15 protein-coding genes are annotated in these 20,587 nt (G+C 63.6%); 8 read left to right on the forward strand and 7 right to left on the reverse strand.

What is annotated here, in order from left to right; translation table 11 throughout:
* The first annotated feature begins 101 nt into the window (after positions 1–101).
* The 3 genes from katG to ASD01_RS04465 all read left to right on the forward strand — a co-directional run bounded on the left by katG (position 102) and on the right by ASD01_RS04465 (position 7,019).
* Complete coding sequence (gene katG, locus ASD01_RS04455; protein WP_060643588.1) at positions 102–2,309, forward strand: catalase/peroxidase HPI; 2,208 nt, start codon at positions 102–104, stop codon at positions 2,307–2,309.
* Positions 2,310–2,714: 405 nt separating this feature from the next.
* The gene (locus ASD01_RS04460) at positions 2,715–3,827 is read left to right on the forward strand and encodes an efflux RND transporter periplasmic adaptor subunit (RefSeq protein WP_060519355.1); all 1,113 of its coding nucleotides are present in this window, start codon (positions 2,715–2,717) and stop codon (positions 3,825–3,827) included.
* A gap of 3 nt (positions 3,828–3,830) precedes the next feature.
* Positions 3,831–7,019 (forward strand): efflux RND transporter permease subunit, encoded by a 3,189-nt coding sequence (locus ASD01_RS04465; RefSeq protein ID WP_060643589.1) that lies wholly within the window; start codon positions 3,831–3,833, stop codon positions 7,017–7,019.
* 105 nt (positions 7,020–7,124) lie between these two features.
* Here ASD01_RS04465 and ASD01_RS04470 read toward each other — a convergent pair whose 3' ends face one another.
* The 7 genes from ASD01_RS04470 to ASD01_RS04500 all read right to left on the reverse strand — a co-directional run bounded on the left by ASD01_RS04470 (position 7,125) and on the right by ASD01_RS04500 (position 15,242).
* A complete protein-coding gene (locus tag ASD01_RS04470) occupies positions 7,125–8,648 on the reverse strand; it encodes an FAD-dependent monooxygenase (protein WP_060643590.1) in 1,524 nt (507 codons plus the stop codon).
* A 150-nt stretch (positions 8,649–8,798) separates the two neighbouring features.
* A complete protein-coding gene (locus ASD01_RS04475; RefSeq protein WP_060528942.1) occupies positions 8,799–9,527 on the reverse strand; it encodes a FadR/GntR family transcriptional regulator in 729 nt (242 codons plus the stop codon).
* 15 nt (positions 9,528–9,542) lie between these two features.
* The gene (yjfF, locus tag ASD01_RS04480; RefSeq protein ID WP_034789588.1) at positions 9,543–10,511 is read right to left on the reverse strand and encodes a galactofuranose ABC transporter, permease protein YjfF; all 969 of its coding nucleotides are present in this window, start codon (positions 10,509–10,511) and stop codon (positions 9,543–9,545) included.
* On the reverse strand, positions 10,508–11,533 hold the full coding sequence (locus tag ASD01_RS04485; protein ID WP_060519347.1) for an ABC transporter permease: 1,026 nt from the start codon (positions 11,531–11,533) through the stop codon (positions 10,508–10,510). The genes yjfF and ASD01_RS04485 overlap by 4 nt, the downstream gene beginning before the upstream one ends.
* Positions 11,530–13,044: a galactofuranose ABC transporter, ATP-binding protein YtfR gene (ytfR, locus tag ASD01_RS04490; protein ID WP_060643591.1), complete on the reverse strand. Its 1,515-nt coding sequence runs from the start codon at positions 13,042–13,044 to the stop codon at positions 11,530–11,532. Before ytfR ends, ASD01_RS04485 begins: the two co-directional genes overlap by 4 nt.
* A gap of 133 nt (positions 13,045–13,177) precedes the next feature.
* Positions 13,178–14,140: a galactofuranose ABC transporter, galactofuranose-binding protein YtfQ gene (gene ytfQ, locus ASD01_RS04495; RefSeq protein WP_034789595.1), complete on the reverse strand. Its 963-nt coding sequence runs from the start codon at positions 14,138–14,140 to the stop codon at positions 13,178–13,180.
* 202 nt (positions 14,141–14,342) lie between these two features.
* The gene (locus ASD01_RS04500; protein ID WP_060643592.1) at positions 14,343–15,242 is read right to left on the reverse strand and encodes an EamA family transporter; all 900 of its coding nucleotides are present in this window, start codon (positions 15,240–15,242) and stop codon (positions 14,343–14,345) included.
* A 91-nt stretch (positions 15,243–15,333) separates the two neighbouring features.
* On the opposite strand from ASD01_RS04500, the gene ASD01_RS04505 reads away from it, so the two are divergent.
* From ASD01_RS04505 to ASD01_RS04525, 5 genes are all read left to right on the forward strand, one after another.
* Positions 15,334–16,221, forward strand: coding sequence for a LysR family transcriptional regulator (locus tag ASD01_RS04505; protein ID WP_060643593.1), 888 nt, complete (start codon positions 15,334–15,336; stop codon positions 16,219–16,221).
* Between the two features lie 134 nt (positions 16,222–16,355).
* Positions 16,356–17,384 (forward strand): LacI family DNA-binding transcriptional regulator, encoded by a 1,029-nt coding sequence (locus ASD01_RS04510; protein ID WP_060643594.1) that lies wholly within the window; start codon positions 16,356–16,358, stop codon positions 17,382–17,384.
* Positions 17,385–17,510: 126 nt separating this feature from the next.
* Positions 17,511–18,779, forward strand: coding sequence for an ABC transporter substrate-binding protein (locus ASD01_RS04515; RefSeq protein ID WP_060643595.1), 1,269 nt, complete (start codon positions 17,511–17,513; stop codon positions 18,777–18,779).
* A gap of 82 nt (positions 18,780–18,861) precedes the next feature.
* On the forward strand, positions 18,862–19,761 hold the full coding sequence (locus tag ASD01_RS04520) for a carbohydrate ABC transporter permease (RefSeq protein WP_060519380.1): 900 nt from the start codon (positions 18,862–18,864) through the stop codon (positions 19,759–19,761).
* Positions 19,758–20,579 (forward strand): carbohydrate ABC transporter permease, encoded by an 822-nt coding sequence (locus ASD01_RS04525; RefSeq protein WP_051659165.1) that lies wholly within the window; start codon positions 19,758–19,760, stop codon positions 20,577–20,579. The genes ASD01_RS04520 and ASD01_RS04525 overlap by 4 nt, the downstream gene beginning before the upstream one ends.
* Positions 20,580–20,587: the final 8 nt, after the last annotated feature.

Raw genomic sequence — 20,587 nt, forward strand, 5'->3', positions numbered from 1 at the left:
ACCAGACATGCCGGGCCGCAGGCTCGGCTGAGCGCCTGTCAGCGCCTGGCGCTTTTCCTCTGACCCATCCAAAATTCACGTCATCTTGAAGGGAGATAAAAATGGACGCGAAAGCCGACAAAACGGGCAAATGTCCCGTCATGCACGGAGCCCAGACGAGCGCACAGTCGCCCGGCACCTCGAACCGCGACTGGTGGCCGAACCAGCTCAACCTGAAGATCCTGCACCAGAACTCTTCGCTGTCCGATCCGATGGGCGAAGCCTTCGACTACGCCGAGGAATTCAAGAAACTCGACCTGCCGGCGGTGAAGAGGGACCTCTTCGCGCTGATGACCGATTCGCAGGATTGGTGGCCGGCCGACTTCGGTCACTATGGCCCGCTCTTCATCCGCATGGCCTGGCACAGCGCCGGCACCTACCGTACCGGTGACGGCCGCGGCGGCGCGGGCGCCGGACAGCAGCGCTTTGCGCCACTCAACAGCTGGCCGGACAACGCCAACCTCGACAAGGCACGCCGGCTGCTGTGGCCGATCAAGCAGAAATACGGCAACAGCATCTCCTGGGCCGACCTGATGATCCTCGCCGGCAACTGTGCGCTCGAGTCTATGGGCTTCAAGACCTTCGGCTTTGCCGGTGGCCGCCCCGACGTCTGGGAACCGGAGGAAGACATCTACTGGGGCACGGAAAAGACCTGGCTCGACGACAAGCGCTACTCGGGCGACCGCGACCTCGAGAACCCGCTCGCCGCCGTTCAGATGGGCCTGATCTACGTCAATCCGGAAGGCCCGAACGGCACTCCGGACCCGCTCGCCGCCGCGCGTGACATCCGCGAAACCTTCGCGCGCATGGCGATGAACGACGAGGAAACCGTGGCGCTGATCGCCGGCGGCCACACCTTCGGCAAGACCCATGGCGCCGGCGATGCGGCCAATGTCGGCCGCGAGCCGGAAGCTGCCGGCATCGAGGAACAGGGCCTCGGCTGGGCGAGCACCTACGCCAGCGGCCGTGGTGGCGACACCATCACGAGCGGCCTCGAAGTCACCTGGACGACGACGCCGACCAAATGGAGCAACAACTTCTTCTGGAACCTCTTCGGCTACGAATGGGAACTGACGAAGAGCCCGGCCGGCGCACACCAGTGGACGCCGAAGCATGGCATGGGTGCCAACACCGTGCCGGACGCGCACGACAAATCCAAGCGCCATGCGCCGTCGATGCTGACGACCGACCTCGCCCTGCGCGTCGACCCGGCCTACGAGAAGGTCGCACGGCATTTCTACGAGAACCCGGATGCCTTCGCCGACGCCTTCGCCCGCGCCTGGTACAAGCTGACGCACCGCGACATGGGTCCACGCGCCCGCTATCTCGGCCCGGAAGTGCCGGCCGAAGAGTTGATCTGGCAGGATCCGATCCCGGCCGTCGATCATCCGCTCGTCGACGCCAAGGATATCGCGGATCTCAAGGCCAGGATCCTCGCTTCGGGCCTTTCGGTATCCGAACTGGTTTCGACCGCCTGGGCGTCGGCCTCGACCTTCCGCGGCTCGGACAAGCGCGGCGGCGCCAACGGCGCGCGCATCCGCCTTTCCCCGCAGAAGGACTGGCAGGTCAACCAGCCGGCACAGCTGGCGAAGGTTCTCGAGGTCCTCGAAGGCATCCAGCGTAGCTTCAACGACGCCCAGTCCGGCGGCAAGAAGGTGTCGCTCGCCGACCTGATCGTGCTCGGCGGCACCGCAGCGGTCGAGAAGGCAGCCAAAGCCGCCGGCCACGACATCGACGTCGCCTTTGCGCCTGGCCGCATGGATGCGACGCAAGAGCAGACCGATGTCGAGTCCTTCGCGGTTCTCGAACCGATCGCCGACGGCTTCCGCAACTACCAGCGGGCCCAGTACGCGGTTTCGCCGGAAGAGCTGCTGATCGACAGGGCGCAGTTGCTGACGCTGACCGCGCCGGAGATGACCGTGCTCGTCGGGGGCTTGCGCGTTCTCGGCGCGAACCACGGCCAGACCGCTCACGGCGTCTTCACCGATCGCCCGGAAACGCTCAGCAACGACTTCTTCGTCAACCTGCTCGACATGGGCACGGCCTGGACGGCGACGTCCGACGCGAAGGATGTCTTCGAAGGGCGTGACCGCAGAACCGGCGACGTCAAGCGGACGGCCACCCGCATCGATCTCGTCTTCGGTTCGAACTCGCAGCTGCGGGCCATCGCCGAAGTCTACGGCCAGGCGGATGCAAAGGCGAAGTTCGTACGCGACTTCGTCGCGGCCTGGAACAAGGTGATGAACGCCGACCGTTTCGACCTCGTCTGAAGGCTCGATCCGGCAACAGTACTAAGCTTGGTCCCGGCACCACGCCGGGACCTATCTGCCCAGCGGCTTCGCGAAACTGTCACCGGAGGTTGCAGACCGGTCTCGTCAATTGTGACGATGTGGCACACGTAAAACGTTCGCCTCCACGCATCTCCCTCAACCGAAATCCGACAAAATCAGCCTGTCGCCTCCCTCTGCCGTGAACGCACGGCGGTCCGGCAAATCATTGCTTTTGTGACAAGTTCTCTCTGAACCCGCCTTTCGCGGGTATTTGCATCATCTTTGCAAGCCTCCGCTTAAATCAACCCATGATTGCGTGACTTGGCGCGGAGAACATGTTCTGATTTCAATGCACTGCCAAGGACTGATCTTATCTCCAGCTGTTTCGTTCAGGGGGAACGTTGCATGCGTCGTTCGAGAATTCCTGCCCTTTCACTATCATCAGCACTGCTTGTCGCGATCGGGTTTTCCGCGCAAACGGCATTGGCGCAGCAGGCGCCGGCCGTGGTCGTGGCGCCGGCCACCATCATGGACCTGCGCGAGAGCGTGGATCTGACGGGCAAGGTTACGGCGATCCAGAAGGTCGACATTCGCGCCCGCGTTTCGGGTTTCCTCGAGGCGGTCAACTTCACCGAAGGGCAGAAGGTGACGGCGGGCACGGAGCTCTACCGGGTGGAAGACGGCGCCTACCGCGCCGCGGTGCAGGAGATCGAAGGGCAGATCGAGGCGGCCGAAGCCGCCAAGGAATTCGCGATCCTCGAGCGCGACCGCGCCGAGCAACTCCTCACCAGCAAGACGATCAGCCAAGCCAAGGTCGACGAAGCGCACGCGCAAGTCAGGAAAGCCGAAGGCGACCTGATCCGGCTCAAGGGCAGCAAGGACAACGCCGACCTCAACCTCTCCTATACGAAGATCACGGCGCCTTTCGACGGCATCGTCGGCCTGACGGCGGCCGATGTCGGCGCCCTCGTCGGCCCGGACAGCGGCCCACTCGTGACGCTGACCCGGCTCGACCCGATCTATGTCCAGTTTCCGGTGGCGACCGCACTTTACCTCACCTATCGCGAACGGGTGCTGAAGGGCGAGATCAGCGGCGGCGCCAATGTCGGGCTCGGCCTTCCGAACGGCACCGAGTACAAGCAAAAAGGCACGATCAACTTTATCGCCAGCAACGTCTCGCAAGGGACGGACACGGTGACCGTGCGCGCTGAGTTCCCCAATCCGGACAGCATCCTGCTCGACGGTGCGCTGGTGCGGGTGATGCTCGAACAATCCGACAAGCAGGACGTGCTTGCCGTGCCGCAGCAAGCGGTCCAGCGTGACCAGCAGGGCGCTTTCGTTCTGGTGGTCGATGCCAGCTCCAAGGTCGAGCTTCGCCGCATCGACGTGTCACGCAACGCCCGCGGCCAGGCGGTCATCAGCAAGGGCCTCAAGGAAGGCGAGAACGTCATCACCGAAGGCGCCGGCAAGGTGCGGCCCGGCATCACCGTCGATGCGGCCACGGCAGCAGGTGGCTAAGCGATGATTTCAGAGATCTTTATCGATCGCCCGCGCTTCGCCACGGTCATTTCCATCGTGCTGACGCTGGCGGGTCTGCTTGCGCTCACCCGTCTGCCGATCGCCCAGTTCCCCGATATCGTGCCGCCGCAGGTGAGCGTCACCGCCAGTTATCCCGGCGCCGGCGCCGACGTGGTCGAAACCACCGTCGCCCAGCCGATCGAAAGCAAAGTCGTCGGCGTCGACGACATGCTCTACATGAAGTCGACGAGCGGCGCCGACGGCTCTTATACGCTGACCGTCACCTTCGCCGTCGGCACCGATCCTGATATCGCCACCGTCAACGTGCAGAACCGCGTGTCGCTCGCCGAGGCCGGCCTGCCCTCCGAGGTCAAGCAGAGCGGCGTCAGCGTGCGCAAGAAGTCCTCCGCGCTGATGCAGGTCGTCACGATCTTTGCAGCGGACGAGAAGCAGAACTTCGACAGCCTGTTCCTGTCCAACTACGCCACGATCAACGTGCTTGATACGGTCAAGCGCGTGCCCGGCGTCGGCGATGCCCAGCTCTTCGGCGCCCAGGACTACTCGATGCGCGTCGTGCTCGACATCGACCGCATGACCAGCCTCGACCTGACGCCGACCGATGTGATCAATGCGCTGAAGGCCCAGAACGTCCAGGCCGCGATCGGCCGCATCGGCGCCCAGCCGATGACCGACGACCCGCTGTTTCAATTGAATCTCCAGACGCAAGGGCGCCTGACCGATCCCAAGCAATTCGAGGATGTGGTGCTGCGCGCACGGCCCGACGGCTCCTATGTGCGCATCCGCGACGTCGCGCGCGTCGAGCTCGGCGCCGCCAGCTCCGATTCCAACGCCCGGATCAACGGCAAGCCGGTCGCCATGATCGGCACCTACCAGGCGCCGGGCGCCAACGCGCTTGCTGCCGCCAGGGGCGTGCAGGAGGCGATGGAACGATTGTCGAAATCCTTCCCGCCGGGCCTCACCTATTCGGTCGCCTACGACACAGGCCAGTTTGTCGAAGCCAGCGTCGACAACGTCGAGGAGACGCTGTTTGAGGCCTTCATCCTCGTCATCATCATCGTCTTCCTGTTCCTCGGAAACTGGCGGGCGACCCTGATCCCGCTTGTTGCCGTTCCGGTCGCGCTCATCGGCACCTTCGCCGTGCTGCTCGCCATGGGCTTCTCGCTCAATACCGTGTCGCTGCTTGCCATGGTGCTGGCGATCGGCATCGTCGTTGACGACGCGATTGTGGTCGTCGAAAACGTCGAGCGGGTGATGGAGGAAAATCCAGGCCTGTCGGCTGCGGAAGCGGCAAGGCGTGCGATGGGCGAAATCACCGGCGCCATCGTCGCCATCACGCTCGTGCTGCTCTCCGTCTTCGTGCCCGTCGCCTTCATTCCTGGCCTCAGCGGCCAGCTGTTCCAGCAGTTTGCCGTCGCCGTTTCAGTGTCGATGGTGATCTCGGCGATCAACGCGCTGACGCTCAGCCCGGCGCTCTGCGCGGTGCTCTTGAAACCCCATCATGGGCCGAAGCGCGGCATCCTCGGTTACATCTCGCGGACCATCGACAAGGGGCGTGACGGCTATGCCTTCGTCGCCGGACACATCGCCCGGCGCGCCATCATCGGCCTGGCACTGCTCGCGGTCGCCTTCGTCGCCACGGGCTTCCTCTTCAAGGTCGTGCCGACCGGCTTCCTGCCGGCGGAAGACCAGGGCGCGTTCTTCACGGAAATCCGTCTGCCGGAAGGCGCCTCCTACAACCGCACCGACGAAGTCGTGAAACAGGTCGAGACGATGCTCGGCGGCATCGAGGGCGTTGCCAACGTCATCACCGTCACCGGCTACTCCTTCCTCGACGGTTTGTCGAAGTCCAACTCGGCCTTCGCGATCGTCACGATGAAACCCTTTGCGGAACGCCTGAGCGAAGCGGCCGGCGTCGAGGCGGCGATCCGCACGACCATGGTCAAGGGCCAAGCGATCCGCGGCGCGCAGATCTTCGCCTTCAACCTGCCGCCAATCATGGGCCTCGGCACCGGCTCGGGCTTTGAGTACCAGTTGCTCGATCTGCAGGGCCGTTCCGTCGCCGATCTTTCGGCAACGGCGGGCGGCTTGATTATCGCCGCCAACCAGAACCCGGCGCTCGGGCCGACCTTCACCACCTATTCGGCAAGCTCGCCGCAGCTCTATCTCGATATCGACCGCGACCGCCTGCAGGCCCTCGGCGTTTCGGTGAGCGACCTCTTCACCACGCTGCAGGGCACGCTCGGCAGCTACTACGTCAACGACTTCAACCTCTTCGGCCGCACCTGGAAGGTGACGATGCAGGCGGCGCAAGCCGACCGCAACGCCGTCGACGACATCCAGCGCCTACACGTGCGCAATACGAGCGGCGACATGGTGCCGGTCGCCTCGGTCGCCAAGGTCGACTATATCGTCGGTCCCCAGTCGATCGTGCGCTACAACAATTATCGCTCGATCACGCTGAACGGCCAGCCGTCCGCCGGCCACTCCTCGGGCGAGGCGCTTGCCGCCATGGAAACGTTGTCGGCCTCGACCCTGCCGCCCGGCTACAGCTACGAATGGACCGGAACGGCGTTGCAGGAGCTGGAGGCGGCGGGCAAGACCACCGCCATCCTGGCAATGGCCGTGCTGTTCGCCTACCTCTTCCTCGTCGCGCTCTACGAAAGCTGGACGATCCCCGTGCCGGTGCTCCTGTCGGTTGCCTTCGGCGTCTCAGGCGCGCTCTTGTCCGTGCTCGTCGCGGGTCTGTCCTTCGACATCTACGCCCAGATCGGCCTCGTCGTGCTGATCGCGCTCGCCTCGAAGAACGCGATCCTGATCGTCGAGTTTGCCAAGGCGCACCGCGAGGCTGGAGCAAGCATCGTCGATGCGGCGATCGAAGGCGCCCGCGCCCGCTTCCGCGCCGTGATGATGACGAGCTTCGCCTTCATCGTTGGCCTGGTGCCGCTGGTGGTCGCCAAGGGCGCCGGCGAACTCAGTCGGCGCGCGGTCGGCACCGGTGTCGCTGGCGGCATGCTTGCCGCAGCGCTCGTCGGCATCTTCGTCATTCCGGCGCTCTACGTCGCTTTCCAGTGGCTGCGTGAGCGCGGCCACAAGCTCGTGGGCATTTCCCGGCATCCGGCCGTTGAAGGCGAAGCAGCGGAACGCAAGGCCGAGACGCCGGCCGGGCACTGACCGCCGGTCGAGTTCAAGCCGACAAGGGATCGTATCTCTCGTCTCAGCTTGACGCTCCTTGCGACCAAGCATCGGCGGCGCACCGCGCCGCCGTCTCGAGAAATCTCAAGCCGGCGCCGACAGGCGGATCCCCTGGTCGGCGAAGTAGGCTTCGAGGGCTTCCGGCATCGCTCGGTCCGCAACCACCGCCACATAGCTGTCCGGACGCAACAGATAGGCAGCATCCCGCACCAGGCCGCCGGCAGCCTGTTGCTCGCCCCATGGGAAGACGTGAAGCGGCATGTGCTTGGCCGCGCACCAAGCTCTTATGTCGTTTTGCGCCTCGCCATAGACATGCACCTGCCAGGCGATGGCCGCCAGCGAAGCGTAATTGTCGAGGCCATTGATGCCTAGCCAGGGCAGCCGATCGCCACCCTGCACCCGGCCGCGCGCACTCCGGCTCAAGGGGCCGCCGCGATAGTTGAGCTGCGTCTGCGACAGGATGCGAAACAGGAATTCTCTGACACCGCCGACGCGGTAGGCGACACCAGCCAAGGCTGGGGCGACGTGGATGCGCAGGAAATCCGCGACGCGGCCTTCGGCCGTCACGAAGGTGAACAGCCGGTCGGTCGTTTCGACGAGCTGGCGGGCAAATGCGATCCGTTCGCCTTCATAGCTGGCGAGCAGGCGGTCCGGCGCCTGTCCCTTCAGCACCGCTGCAAGCTTCCAGGCCAGATTGATGGCGTCGCCGATGCCGGTGTTCATGCCCTGGCCGCCGACCGGACTATGCACATGCGCAGCGTCGCCGAGCAGAAACACGCGCCCGCGCCCGAAGCGATCGGCGACACGATGATGCACACGGTAGGTGGAGAACCAGTTGACCTTGTCGACGGTGAGGCGAAGGCTTTCGATGGCGCGATGGCTCACATCGGCGAAGGTGAGTGCGTCTGCATCCTCCCGCTTCTCCCGCACCAGACCGATGAGGCGGCCCCGCCCCTCGGCATAGGCGAGCAAGGCGACGAAATCACCGGTTTCGAGCGATATATGGGCTTCTCCATTCGCAGTCGCCCCACTCACTTCAACGTCAGCGACGTAAAAGGTCTGGTCGTAGGTTCCGCCGGCAAAATCGACCTCCAGTCCGTGCCGGACCGGCGAGCGCGCGCCGTCGCACCCGGCAAGATACTGCGCCGTGCAAACGTCCGAGCCACCATCGGGCAACTGCAAGCGAGCGCTCACCCCGGCGGCGTCATGCTCGAACTCGACAAGCTCGGTCTGCCGCTCGACCTTGACGCCCAAGGCCGCCAGTCGGGCCTCCAGCAGCCGCTCGTGATGATCCTGCGGATAGACAAGAACGAAGGGATAGGGCGTCATTTTCCCGCCGGTCGGACTGAAGGATATCCGCGCCTTGACCTTGCCCTTCGCCCAGAGGTTGACCGAAGGGTTGCGGTGACCCGCCTCGAGCACGGCATCGGCCAGATCGAGCTGCCGGTAAAGCTCAAGTGTTCGCGCATGCACGACCATCGCCCGCGATGTCGGGCCGGGACCAACGTTCTTGTCGATGATGCGGACCTTGACACCCTGGGCGGTCAGCCAGAGAGCCAGCACCAGGCCGGTCGGTCCCGCGCCGGCGATCAGCACATCCTGTTTCACCCTGCTCTCCCCGCTCGCTCTGTCGGCGGCCCGGTCGCATCGGGATTTGGGTTTCTCCGCCCACAACGGCAGCCTACGCGCAGGTGCCGGCAAATGCCAAGCAGCGCGGCGAATTCCGCCTTGTGTCTTGCCGACGGACACGGCTGCGGATCAGCCGCGTGCCCTCAAATTGGCGATCAACTGCTGCTGGCCGACGCGGATCACCTGCTCCATCGCAACCCGTGCACCTTCCTCGTTGCGCAGGCGGATCTGCTCGACGATGCGGATATGCGCGACCGCGACGCGGTCGATCTCGGCGCCATCGGCGGCCGTGTTGCTCAATTGAAAGACACCCATCAGCGCCGCCTCGATCAGGCTGCCGACGGTCTGCATGAACGGATTGAGCGACGCTTCAAGCAGACGGAGATGGAATTCGAGATCGGCGCGCGCCAGCGTCTGCGCGCTATGGCCGGCATCGCCCATGGCAACGGCCAGCCGCATCATCTGGGAAATATCCGCGTCCGTGGCGCGGCGTGCCGCCAGTCCGGCCGCATAGGGCTCGAGCGCCAGACGGACCTCGCTGACATGGCGGAGAAACGCCTCGTCGACACCGGCCCGGAAATGCCAGGAAAGCACGTCGCCATCGAACAGGTTCCAGTTTGCCTGCGGCATCACGCGCGTGCCGATGCGGGCGCGGGCGACAATCAGCCCCTTGGCGGCAAGTGTCTTCATCGCCTCGCGCAGGACCGTGCGCGAAACGTTGAAGCGTGCCGCCAGCTCCACATCGCCCGGCAGGATATCCCCGACAGCGAATTCCCCTCCGACCACCGCCTGGCCGAGTTCCTCGACGACGAGCCGGTGGCTCGTGCGTTTGCGCGGCTGATGGGGGGACGGCCACATCGCGCGACCCTTGCCTCACGCCCGCTGCTGGCGCTGGCGCGAAACGAAGATGATGCCCTTCTGCAGCAGGATAAAAGCAAAGAGCAGAAGGCCGATCAGAATCTTCGTCCACCAGCTCGACAGCGATCCGTCAAAGGTGATGTAGGTCTGGATCAACCCTTGAATGAGGATGCCTACCAGCGTGCCGGCAACGAAGCCCGAACCACCGGTCAAAAGCGTGCCCCCGATGACGACCGCGGTGATGGCGTCGAGCTCGACGCCGACGGCGGCAAGGGAATAGCCGGCCGAGGTGTAGAGCGAAAAGACGATGCCGGACAATCCCGCAAGCAGGCCCGAGAGCGCATAGATGCGGATCGTCGTCGCCGCAACCGGCACGCCCATCAGTCGCGCCGTCGCCGTGCCGCCGCCGAGCGCATAGACATTGGTGCCGAAGCGTGTGCGGTGCGCGATCAGGATACCGATCGCGAAGACGAGCAACATCAGGCCGCCAATCAGGGTGATGCGCCCGCCGCCCGGCAGCTTGAAGTACAGCGCCTTCAAGGTCGCGTAGAAGGGATGCTTGATCGGAATGCTGTCGATCGACAACACGAAGGCCATGCCCCGCGCCAAGAACATGCCCGCCAGCGTGACGATGAAGGGCGGCATTTCCAGATAGTGGATGATCGCCCCCATCGCGGCGCCGAAGAGCGTCGCGATCGCCAGAACCATCGCGAAGGCAATGAGCGGGTGGATGCTCGTGTGTTCCAGCACGACGGCGAGAAACACGCCGGTAAAGGCGATCACCGAGCCGATCGAAAGATCGATGCCGCCGGAGATGATGACGAAGGTCATGCCGACAGCGGCAATGCCGAGGAAGGCGTTGTCCGTCAGAAGGTTGCCGATGACACGCGTCGACAGCATGTTCGGATATTGCGCCACGCAAAGCGCGTAGCCGAGCAGGAAGATCACGAGCGTTGCCGTGAGCGGAAGATATTTCGGCTTCATTTTGCGGCTCGCTCGCTCGGGTTTCTCGCACCGCGCGCCGGCACGAGGAAGGCAAAGGCCGTGCGGAAGCGCGGCGACTGAAGCACCAGGATGAAGACGATGATCGCGGCCTTGATGATCAGGTTGAACTCTGGCGGGAAGCCGGAGAGAAGAATGCCGGTGTTGATCGCCTGGATGATGATCGCGCCGAGCACCGATGCCGCGATGCTGAAGCGGCCGCCGAGCAGCGACGTGCCGCCGACGACGACCGCAAGGATGGCATCGAGCTCCAGCCACAGACCGGCATTGTTGGCATCCGCACCGCGGATGTCAGCGGCGGCGATAATGCCGGCGATGGCAGCGCAGAGACCGGAAAGCACATAGGCGGCGATCAACAGCACAGGCGTCAGCACCCCGGACAGCGTGCTCGCCTGGCGATTGACACCGATCGCCTCGATCAGCATGCCGAGCGCCGTCCGCCTTACGAGCAGCGCAGTCAATATGCCGAATATCAACCAGATCACCACCGGCATCGGCAGGCCGGCAAAGGAACCGCTGCCGATGAAGACGAGGCCGGGGTCGTTGAAGGTCAGGATCGCCCCCTCGGTGATGAGCTGGGCGACGCCGCGACCGGCGACCATCAACACCAGCGTCGCGATGATCGGCTGGATGTCGAGCACCGCGACCAGCACCCCGTTCCAGAGACCGCAAAGGATACCGACGCCAAGCGTGATCAGCAGCGTCGCGGCGAGCGAGTGTCCCGACGTGATCGCCGCGGCGGCCGTTGCGCCGCAGATCGCCATGACCGCGCCAACCGAGAGGTCGATGCCCTTGGTGGCGATGACGACCGTCATGCCGATTGCCAAAAGCACCACCGGCGCGCCGCGATTGAGGATATCGATGAGGCTGCCATAGAGGCGGCCATTCTGGATCTGCAGGTTGAGGAAGCCGGGAAACACCAGTGATACCGCCGCGACGATTATGCCGAGCGCAATCAGCTGCGGCAGCAACCGGTTGAAATAGAGCCTGAGGAACGACGTCACGACGTCCTCCTTTCATTGGTTGCGGCGATCGCTTCGACGATCTCACTGGCAGTGATGCGGCTGCCGTCGAGTTCGGCGACATGGGCGCGGTCGCGAAGCACGATGACCCGGGTGCTGTAAGCGACCAGTTCCTCGATCTCCGAGGAGACGACGATCAGCGACAGGCCCTTCTCGCGCAGCGCCTCGATCAGCTTGACGATTTCCGCATGGGCGCCGACATCGATGCCGCGCGTCGGCTCGTCGAGGATCAGGAATTCGGGCTCGGTCGCGAGCCAGCGCGCGAGGATCGCTTTCTGCTGGTTGCCGCCGGACAGAAGCTTGATCGGCTTCTCCCGATCGGCGGTGCGGATATCGAGCGCGCGGATATAGTGGTCCGCCAGCCGGTTCTGCTCCGCCCGCGAGATCGGCCGCGTCCAGCCTCGGCGGGCCTGCAGCGCCAGCACGATGTTTTCGCGCACCGAGAGATCGCCGATAATGCCCGAAGTCTTGCGATCCTCCGGGCAGAAGCCGAAGCGATGGCGAATGGCAGCGCGCGGCGACGCAAGGTCGACCGCACGACCATCGATCTCGGCCCCGCCGCTGTCAGCGCGATGGGCGCCGAAGAGAAGCTCGGCGGTCTCCGTCCGTCCGGAGCCGAGCAGGCCGGCCATGCCGACCACTTCGCCGGCCCGGACATCGAGGTCGAAGGGTCGGACGCGCCCCTTGCGGCCGTAGTTTCGGAAGCGGTAGCGCAACGGCCCTTGCTGGGCCTCGGCGCGCGGCGCGTGGATTTCCGCCGCCAGCTCGCGGCCGATCATCATCGCAATCAGCTCGCGGCGATCGAGATTGGCGGTTTCACGCGTTCCGACGAGCTGCCCGTTCCTAAGCACGGTAATCCGGTCGGAAATCTCATAGACCTGTTCGAGAAAGTGGGTGACGAATACAATGCCGAGCCCGCGTGCCTTGAGGCGCCGGATAATGCGGAACAGCATCGCCACCTCATGCGCATCGAGGCTCGCCGTCGGCTCGTCGAGGATCAGCACCTTGCCGGAGAGATCGACGGCGCGGGCAATGGCGACCACCTGCTGGATCGCCACCGAATAGCTGGCGAGATCGCGGGTGACGTCGATGTCGAGTTCATAATCGGCAAGCAGATCCCGAGCCCGCCGATTCATGGCACGGGCGTCGACCATGCCGAAGCGGCGCGGCTGGCGCCCGAGGAAGAGGTTCTCGGCAACCGTCAGGTTCGGCAGCAGGTTGACCTCCTGATAGACCGTGCCGATGCCGAGCGCCTGGGCTTCGAAGGTGTCGCGCGGATCAACCTCGGCATCGTCGAGCAGGATGGCGCCGCCGTCGCGACGATAGGCGCCGGTCAGGCATTTGATCAGGGTCGACTTGCCGGCACCGTTTTCGCCAAGCAGCGCATGAACCTCTCCGCGCCTGAGGTGAAAATCGACCTTGTCGAGGGCTCTGGTCCCCGGAAAAGTCTTTTCGATCCGGATCGCCTGGAGAATGTGGTCATTGGTCTGCATCGATACCGTCTCCGCGATGCTGGTATCTACTGACGAGAAGCACAGCGCCTAGCTGCGGCAAGCTGTGCTCTTCAGACGGAAACTTGGGAAAGAGCGTGGCCCGCGCGAGAAGCAGCGCGGGCCACGGCCGACGTCAGTAGCCGAGGCCCTTCTTTTCCTCGTAGACCTTCAGCGGCTCGTCGGCTTGCGTGTAGAGCTTCGATTCCGTCTGGATCCACTTCGGCGGCGCGGTGCCGTCCTTCTGGAAGGCGGCAAGCGCATCGAATGCGGGACCGGCCATGTTCGGCGTCAGCTCGACCGTGGCATTGGCTTCGCCGGCTGCCATCGCCTGGAAGATGTCCGGAACGGCATCGATCGACACGACAAGGATGTCCTTGCCCGGCTTCAGGCCGGCTTCCTTGATTGCCTGGATGGCGCCGACGGCCATGTCGTCGTTGTGGGCGTAGAGCGCGCAGATGTTCTTGCCGCCGTCCTCAGCTTTGAGGAAGCTCTCCATGACTTCCTTGCCCTTGGTGCGGGTGAAGTCACCGGTCTGGCTGCGGATGATCTTCAGGTTGTCGTGGCCGGATAGCGCCTGTTCAAATCCCTTCTTGCGGTCGATCGCCGGCGAGGAGCCGGTCGTGCCCTGAAGCTCGACGACGTTGCAGGGCTTGCCCGCGGTCGTGTCGACCAACCATTTGCCGGCAACATTGCCCTCATGCACGAGGTCGGACGTGACGGCCGTCAGGTAAAGCTCATTCGACGAATCGACCGTGCGGTCGAGCAGGATGACCGGAATTTCCGCGTCCTTGGCTTCCTGCAGCACTTCGTCCCAGCCGGTTGCAACCACTGGCGCCACGAGGATGGCATTCACCCCTTGCGCGATGAAGGAGCGGATCGCCTTGATCTGGTTTTCCTGCTTCTGCTGTGCGTCAGCAAATTTGAGGTCGATGCCGCGCTGTTCGGCCTGCTGCTTGGTCAGTGTCGTCTCGGCGGCGCGCCAGCCGGACTCCGAGCCGATCTGCGAAAAGCCGACGACCAGATCGGCCGCGGATGCGCTGCCAAACGTGCAGGCAGCAAGGATCGTTGCACTCGCAAGTGCCTTGGCGATTTTCATGATTTCCTCCCAAAGAAAGCTGCCTCCACGCAGCCATCGAGAAAAAATCATATAATATTACTTTTGTAAACGGGCACATCTCGCCTGTCGTGCGCAACGCGCCTATTTTTTTGGAGAGGTTGGCGCGGCGGGCTGAAGCGCCAGCCCCCAACTGCGAGTTTCAGAAAGCCGATGGCAGGCAAAACAGCCTGGCTGCTGCGCTCTAGGCTTTCGCCAGCAAGGTTCCGGCGGCGCTCGCGAGCATGACGAGGGCCACGCCGAAGATCTGGTTGAGGGAAAGCGCCTGACCCAGCACGATGAAGCCGGCACCCGCGCCGATCGCCGGCTCCAGGCTCATCAGGATGCCGAAGGCCGATGGCTGCATGCGCCGCAGCGCCATGAATTCGAGCGCATAAGGCAGCAGCGGCACCAGGATGGCAAGCCCGGCCGTCATCAAGAGCATGTCGAAGGAGAAGCCGGACTGCACCTGAGACAGGCCGAACGGAGTCGCAAAGAGCGCGGCAAAAAGCAGCGAAACGGCGAGCCCTTCCAGTCCCTTGAAGCGTTGGCCAGCCTGCTTCATCAGGATGATGTAGCCGCCCCAACCGATCGCCGCACCGAAGGCGAACAGAAGCCCGCGCGTATCTGCGACCCAGGAGGAACCGTCCCAGGAGAGGCAGAGCACGCCGGCCGCAGCGATAACGGGACAAAGCAGGCGCCAGCCACGGCCGCCAAAAACGGCAGCGACCGTCAGAGGACCGAGAAACTCGATCGCCACGGCAAGGCCGAGGGGAATGCGGGCGATCGCCGCGAAGAAGCAGAGCGTCATCACCGCCATCGTCGCGCCGAGCGAAAGCGCGGAAATCCATTGCGCTCGGGTGTAGCGGAGAAAAGGCGGGCGGACGAGGATGAGCAGGAAGGCCGCCGCCCAGGATAGCCGCAGCCAGGTTGCGCCAAAGGCTCCGACGCTTTCCATGGCGGGCTTCGAAAGGGCTGCGCCAAACTGCACGCTCGACATCGAGAGAAGGCAGAAGACGATGGCAAGCGTGACGCGCCCGTTGGTGTCGTCCGTCGCACCCGGTTCGCTCCACGCGCTATCCGCTGTCGTCTCTGTTTCCGCCATGTCCGTTCTCCCCTTGGGCTTGAACAGACATAACAATCCCGGCACAATAAGGAACGCTAATAATTGTGATACCTTCATAAGGGATCGTTATATGCATGATCTGGATATCGCCCTGTTGCGCGCCTTCGTCGTGACCGCCGAATGCGGCAGCGTCAGCGGCGCTGCGCAGCGGCTGGCCAGGACGCAAGCGGCCGTCAGCATGCAGTTGCGCCGGCTGGAGGACGATCTCGGCGCCAAGCTCCTGAACCGCAATGCAAGGGGCATGGACCTGACCGAAGCCGGGCATGTGCTGCTGCCCTATGCGCAGAAGATGTTGGGCCTGAGCGCCGGCGCCCGGCGGGCGCTTGCCGGGCAGGCCGTCCAGGGACCGATCCGCTTCGGCATGATCGAGGATATCGCGGTCGGCTCGCTACCAAAAGCGTTGCAACGGTTTGCCGAATGCCATCCGAATGTCGCGCTCGAACTGACGGTGACCGAAAGCACCGTGTTGTCGGAGAAGCTGTCGCAGGGCCGGCTCGATGTCGCGATCGGCGACCCGGCGCTGATCCACGGCGAGGCGATCCTTACCTGGCGACTGCCGCTCCGATGGGTTGCGGCGCGCGGTTTCGAGGTGCCGGCGGAAGGGCCTCTGCCACTCATCACCTTCGACGGCGTCTGCACCTGGCGGCAGAAGATGATCGAGGCGCTGAAGGGCGGGGATCGCCCCTGGCGCACGGTGCTGACGAGCGCCAGCCTGTCTTCCATCCAGTCGATGATCGAGGCGGGCCTCGGCATAGCCGTTCTCCTCGATCTCAACATCCGTACCAACACGATGCGGGTTCTCGGCGGTGAAGAGGGTCTGCCCCCTGCCCCGGTGATCGAGCTTGGGCTTTTCGCCGCCGACGATCAGGGTCTGGCGTCCCGCCCGGTCTCGGCTCTTTGGGCGTTTCTTTCCGACGAACTGCAAGCGCAGGCCTTGGCAATCGGCCGCGCGGCGTGACCACGCGCGGTTGCGTCCCGTTCCATGAACGAAATAAGACGCCCAGCGATTGAAAAACCCCAGGCAAAATTTTACTAAATAAAAATTGCGCCGCGCCCGAAAGGAGGGCCGCGGCGGCGGGCGGGACGTTGGACATGGTAACAATCAAGGAAATCGCTTCGGCTGTCGGGGTCTCTTCGGCGACTGTTTCTCGGGTGCTGAATTACGATCCGACCCTCTCGATCTCCACCAAGAAGCGACAGGCGATCATCGAAACGGCCGAGGCGCTGAATTACGCCACCCCGCGCAACCGCGGCCGCGGCGCCGGGGCAATGCAGGGCCTGAAATTCGCGCTGGTGCATTTCCTTCAGCCCGCCCAGGAACTGATCGACCCCTATTATGTCGGCGTCCGGCTCGGCATCGAAAACCGCTGTCAGGCGCTGAAGATCGAGGTGGTCAAGGTCTTCCACAACGGCAACCTGCCGGAGGCCGCGATCCTGCAGGGCGCCAGCGGCGTCGTCGCCGTCGGCCACCACTATGGCGAAGAGGTCCATTGGCTGCGCCGGCACAGCCGCCATCTGGTCTTTGCGGACTTTGCCCCCGACGATGACGTCGACGACAGCGTGATGAGCGACGTCTCGATCGCGATGAACCGCCTGCTCGACGGCGTTTACGGCATGGGCTACCGCCGCATCGGCTTTCTCGGCTGGATCGACGCTTTCAGAGACAAGGACGACATCCATTCGGAGCGTCGCTGCCGCGCCTTCATACAATGGATGACGAAGGCCGGCCTCTACGATCCCGAACTCTGCATGGTCGAAAAGCTGACGCCCGATAGCGGCTATACGCTCGCCAAGGCGATGCTGTCGAAGCCCAATCCGCCCAAGATCCTCGTCACCTGCAACGACAATATGGCGATCGGCGCTTACCGCGCGATTCACGAAATGGGCCTGCGGATCCCCGACGATGTTGCCGTGGCGAGTTTCAACGACATTCCTGTCGCCCAGTTTCTCGGGCCGCCGCTTTCGACGGTGAAGATCCCCGCCGAAGTGATCGGCGAGACCGCCGTTGACCTCCTGGTCGAGCGGCTGACCGGGCGAGACGTGGCCAAGAAGGTGATCCTCGGAACCGAGATGGTCTGGCGCGGCAGCACGATGGCGAGAGCCGCCGTTCCTGGTGCGTAAAACGGTCGGTAAAAAACGCGTGGTAAAAATTTACTGAAATATTGCCTTCTCCAGAATTTTGCGAAATACTCCGCGCCGAGACCAGGAGGAACGTCTCGGGGAACGAATTTCGAGGGAGGAGAAACTATGGACACGCGTACCTATCTGCCGCGCTTTGCCGCCATCGCGCTTGCAGGCGCCAGCTTCTTGGCCGTCACGGCCGCCGAGGCCAAGGAAATCACCATCTGGTGCTGGGATCCGAACTTCAACGTCGCGATCATGAAGGAGGCCGGCGCGCGCTACACCAAGACGCACCCGGACGTGACCTTCAACATCGTCGATTTCGCCAAGGCCGACGTCGAGCAGAAACTGCAGACCGGCCTCTCGTCCGGCACCGCAGACGCCCTGCCGGATATCGTTCTCATCGAGGACTACGGCGCGCAGAAATATCTGCAGTCCTTCCCCGGAGCCTTCGCGCCGCTCTCCGGCACCGTCGATTACTCAGGCTTCGCTCCCTACAAGGTCGAGCTGATGACGCTGGATGGCCAGGTCTACGGCATGCCATTCGATTCCGGCGTCACCGGTCTCTACTACCGCAAGGACTATCTGGAGCAGGCGGGCTTCAAGGCGCAGGACATGCAAGGCATCACCTGGGATCGCTTCATCGAGATCGGAAAGCAGGTCGAAGCCAAGACCGGCAAGAAGATGATGGGTCTCGACCCGACCGACGCCGGGCTCGTGCGCATCATCATGCAATCGGCCGGGCAATGGTATTTCGACAAGGAAGGCAAGACGAACATCACCGGCAACGCGGCGCTGAAGGCGTCGCTTGAGACGGTCGGCAAGATCATGGCCGCCAACATCTACAAGCCTGCCGCCGGCTGGGCCGACTGGGTCGGCACCTTCACGTCCGGCGATGTCGCCACCGTCATCACCGGCGTCTGGATCACCGGCACCGTCAAGGCGCAGCCGGACCAGTCGGGCAAATGGGGCGTGGCGCCGATCCCGGCGCTTTCGATCGACGGCGCGACGCACGCCTCGAACCTCGGCGGCTCGAGCTGGTACGTGCTTGAAAGCTCAGCCGAGAAGGCCGAAGCGATCGACTTCCTGAACGAGGTCTACGCCAAGGACGTCGACTTCTACCAGACGATCCTTACGGACCGCGGCGCCGTCGGCTCACTGCTCGCTGCCCGCGGCGGGGCCGCCTATGGCGAGGCCGATGCCTTCTTCGGTGGCGAAAAGGTCTGGCAGAACTTCTCCGACTGGCTCGCGAAGGTTCCCTCGGTCAACTACGGCGTCTTCACCAACGAGGCAGACACGGCCGTTACCGCACAGCTTCCGGCACTGCAGCAGGGAACGCCCGTCGACGACATCCTGAAGGCGATCGACGCCGAGGTCAGCGCACAGGTCCAGTAATCGCCGCGGCGATTATCTGCATTGCTCCTGGCCGCGGTAAACACGCCGCGGCCAACGGCTCCTGCTATCCATGGGGATGATGATGGCTCTCGCGCGTCGCGGCGGCATCGGCCGATATTACAACGTCAATGGCTGGCTCTTCGTCGCGCCGGCACTCGGGCTGATCGCCCTTTTCATGATCTATCCGATCGTCTGGTCGCTGTGGATGTCGTTCCAGTCCGGCCGCGGCATGATGCTGAAATTCGCCGGCTTTTCGAACATCGTCCGCCTCTGGAACGATCCGGTCTTCATCAAGGCACTGACGAACACGCTGACCTATTTCGTCGTGCAGGTGCCGATCATGATCCTGCTGGCGCTGATCCTTGCGTCGCTGCTCAACAATCCGAAACTCGTCGGCCGCGGCTTCTTCCGCACCGCCATCTTCCTGCCCTGCGTCACCTCGCTGGTTGCTTATTCGGTGCTGTTCAAGGGCATGTTCGCGCTCGACGGGATCGTCAACTCGACGCTCGAGGCGATCGGCCTCATCGCCTCGCCGATCCCGTGGCTGACCCATCCCTTCTGGGCGAAGGTGCTCGTCATCCTCGCCATCACCTGGCGCTGGACCGGCTACAACATGATCTTCTATCTCGCGGCGATGCAGAACATCGACAAGTCGATCTACGAGGTCGCGCGGATAGACGGCGTGCCTGCCTGGGCGCGTTTCACCCACATCACTATCCCGCTGTTGAAGCCCGTCATTCTGTTCACGACGATCATCTCGACGATCGGCACGATCCAGCTCTTCGACGAGGTCTATAACCTCACCGAAGGCAAGGGCGGACCGTCCAACGCCACGCTGACCCTGTCGCTCTATATCTACAACCTGACCTTCCGCTTCATGCCGAATTTCGGCTACGCGGCGACGGTGTCCTATGTGATCGTGGTGCTCGTCGCCCTGCTCGCCTGCCTGCAATTCTTCGCGGCACGGGAGCGCGACCGATGAACAACGGAACCACACGTATCGTCGGCACCATCGTCACCTACGGCTTCGTCGGGCTGATGGCCTTTCTCTCGATCTTTCCCTTCGTCTGGATGCTGCTCGGCGCGACCAATTCTTCGATCGACATCATCAAGGGCAGGATGATGCCGGGCAGCGCGCTTGCCACCAACATCGCCACTTTCTTCACCCAGGTGAACGCACCGCTGGTCTTCTGGAATTCGGCCAAGATCGCCATTCTCGCGACGGTGCTGACGCTCGCCGTGTCGTCGTTGGCTGGCTACGGCTTCGAGATGTTCCGCTCGCGCCACCGCGATAGGATCTACAGCGCCCTTCTGTTGACGATGATGATCCCGTTTGCCGCGCTGATGATCCCGCTGTTCATCATGATGGGCAAGGCGGGGCTGATCAACACGCACCTCGCTGTCGTGCTGCCGACCATCGGCTCTGCCTTCGTCGTCTTCTATTTCCGCCAGACCACCAAGGCCTTCCCGTCGGAACTGCGGGACGCCGCAAAGGTCGACGGGCTCAAGGAATGGCAGATCTTCCTGTTCATCTATGTGCCGGTCATGCGCTCGACCTATGCGGCGGCCTTCATCATCGTCTTCATGACGGCGTGGAACAACTATCTCTGGCCGCTGATCGTGCTGCAGTCGAACGAGCAGAAGACGATCACGCTGGTCATCTCCTCGCTCGCTTCCGCCTACTACCCCGACTACGGCGTCGTCATGGTCGGCACCATTCTCGCGACACTTCCCACCCTCGCCGTCTTCTTCTTCATGCAACGCCAATTCGTCCAGGGAATGCTGGGCTCAGTCAAATAGGAATGATC

The sequence above is a fragment of the Ensifer sp. Root423 genome (genome assembly GCF_001426275.1).
In the GTDB taxonomy this organism is placed as follows: Bacteria; Pseudomonadota; Alphaproteobacteria; order Rhizobiales; family Rhizobiaceae; genus Ensifer; species Ensifer adhaerens.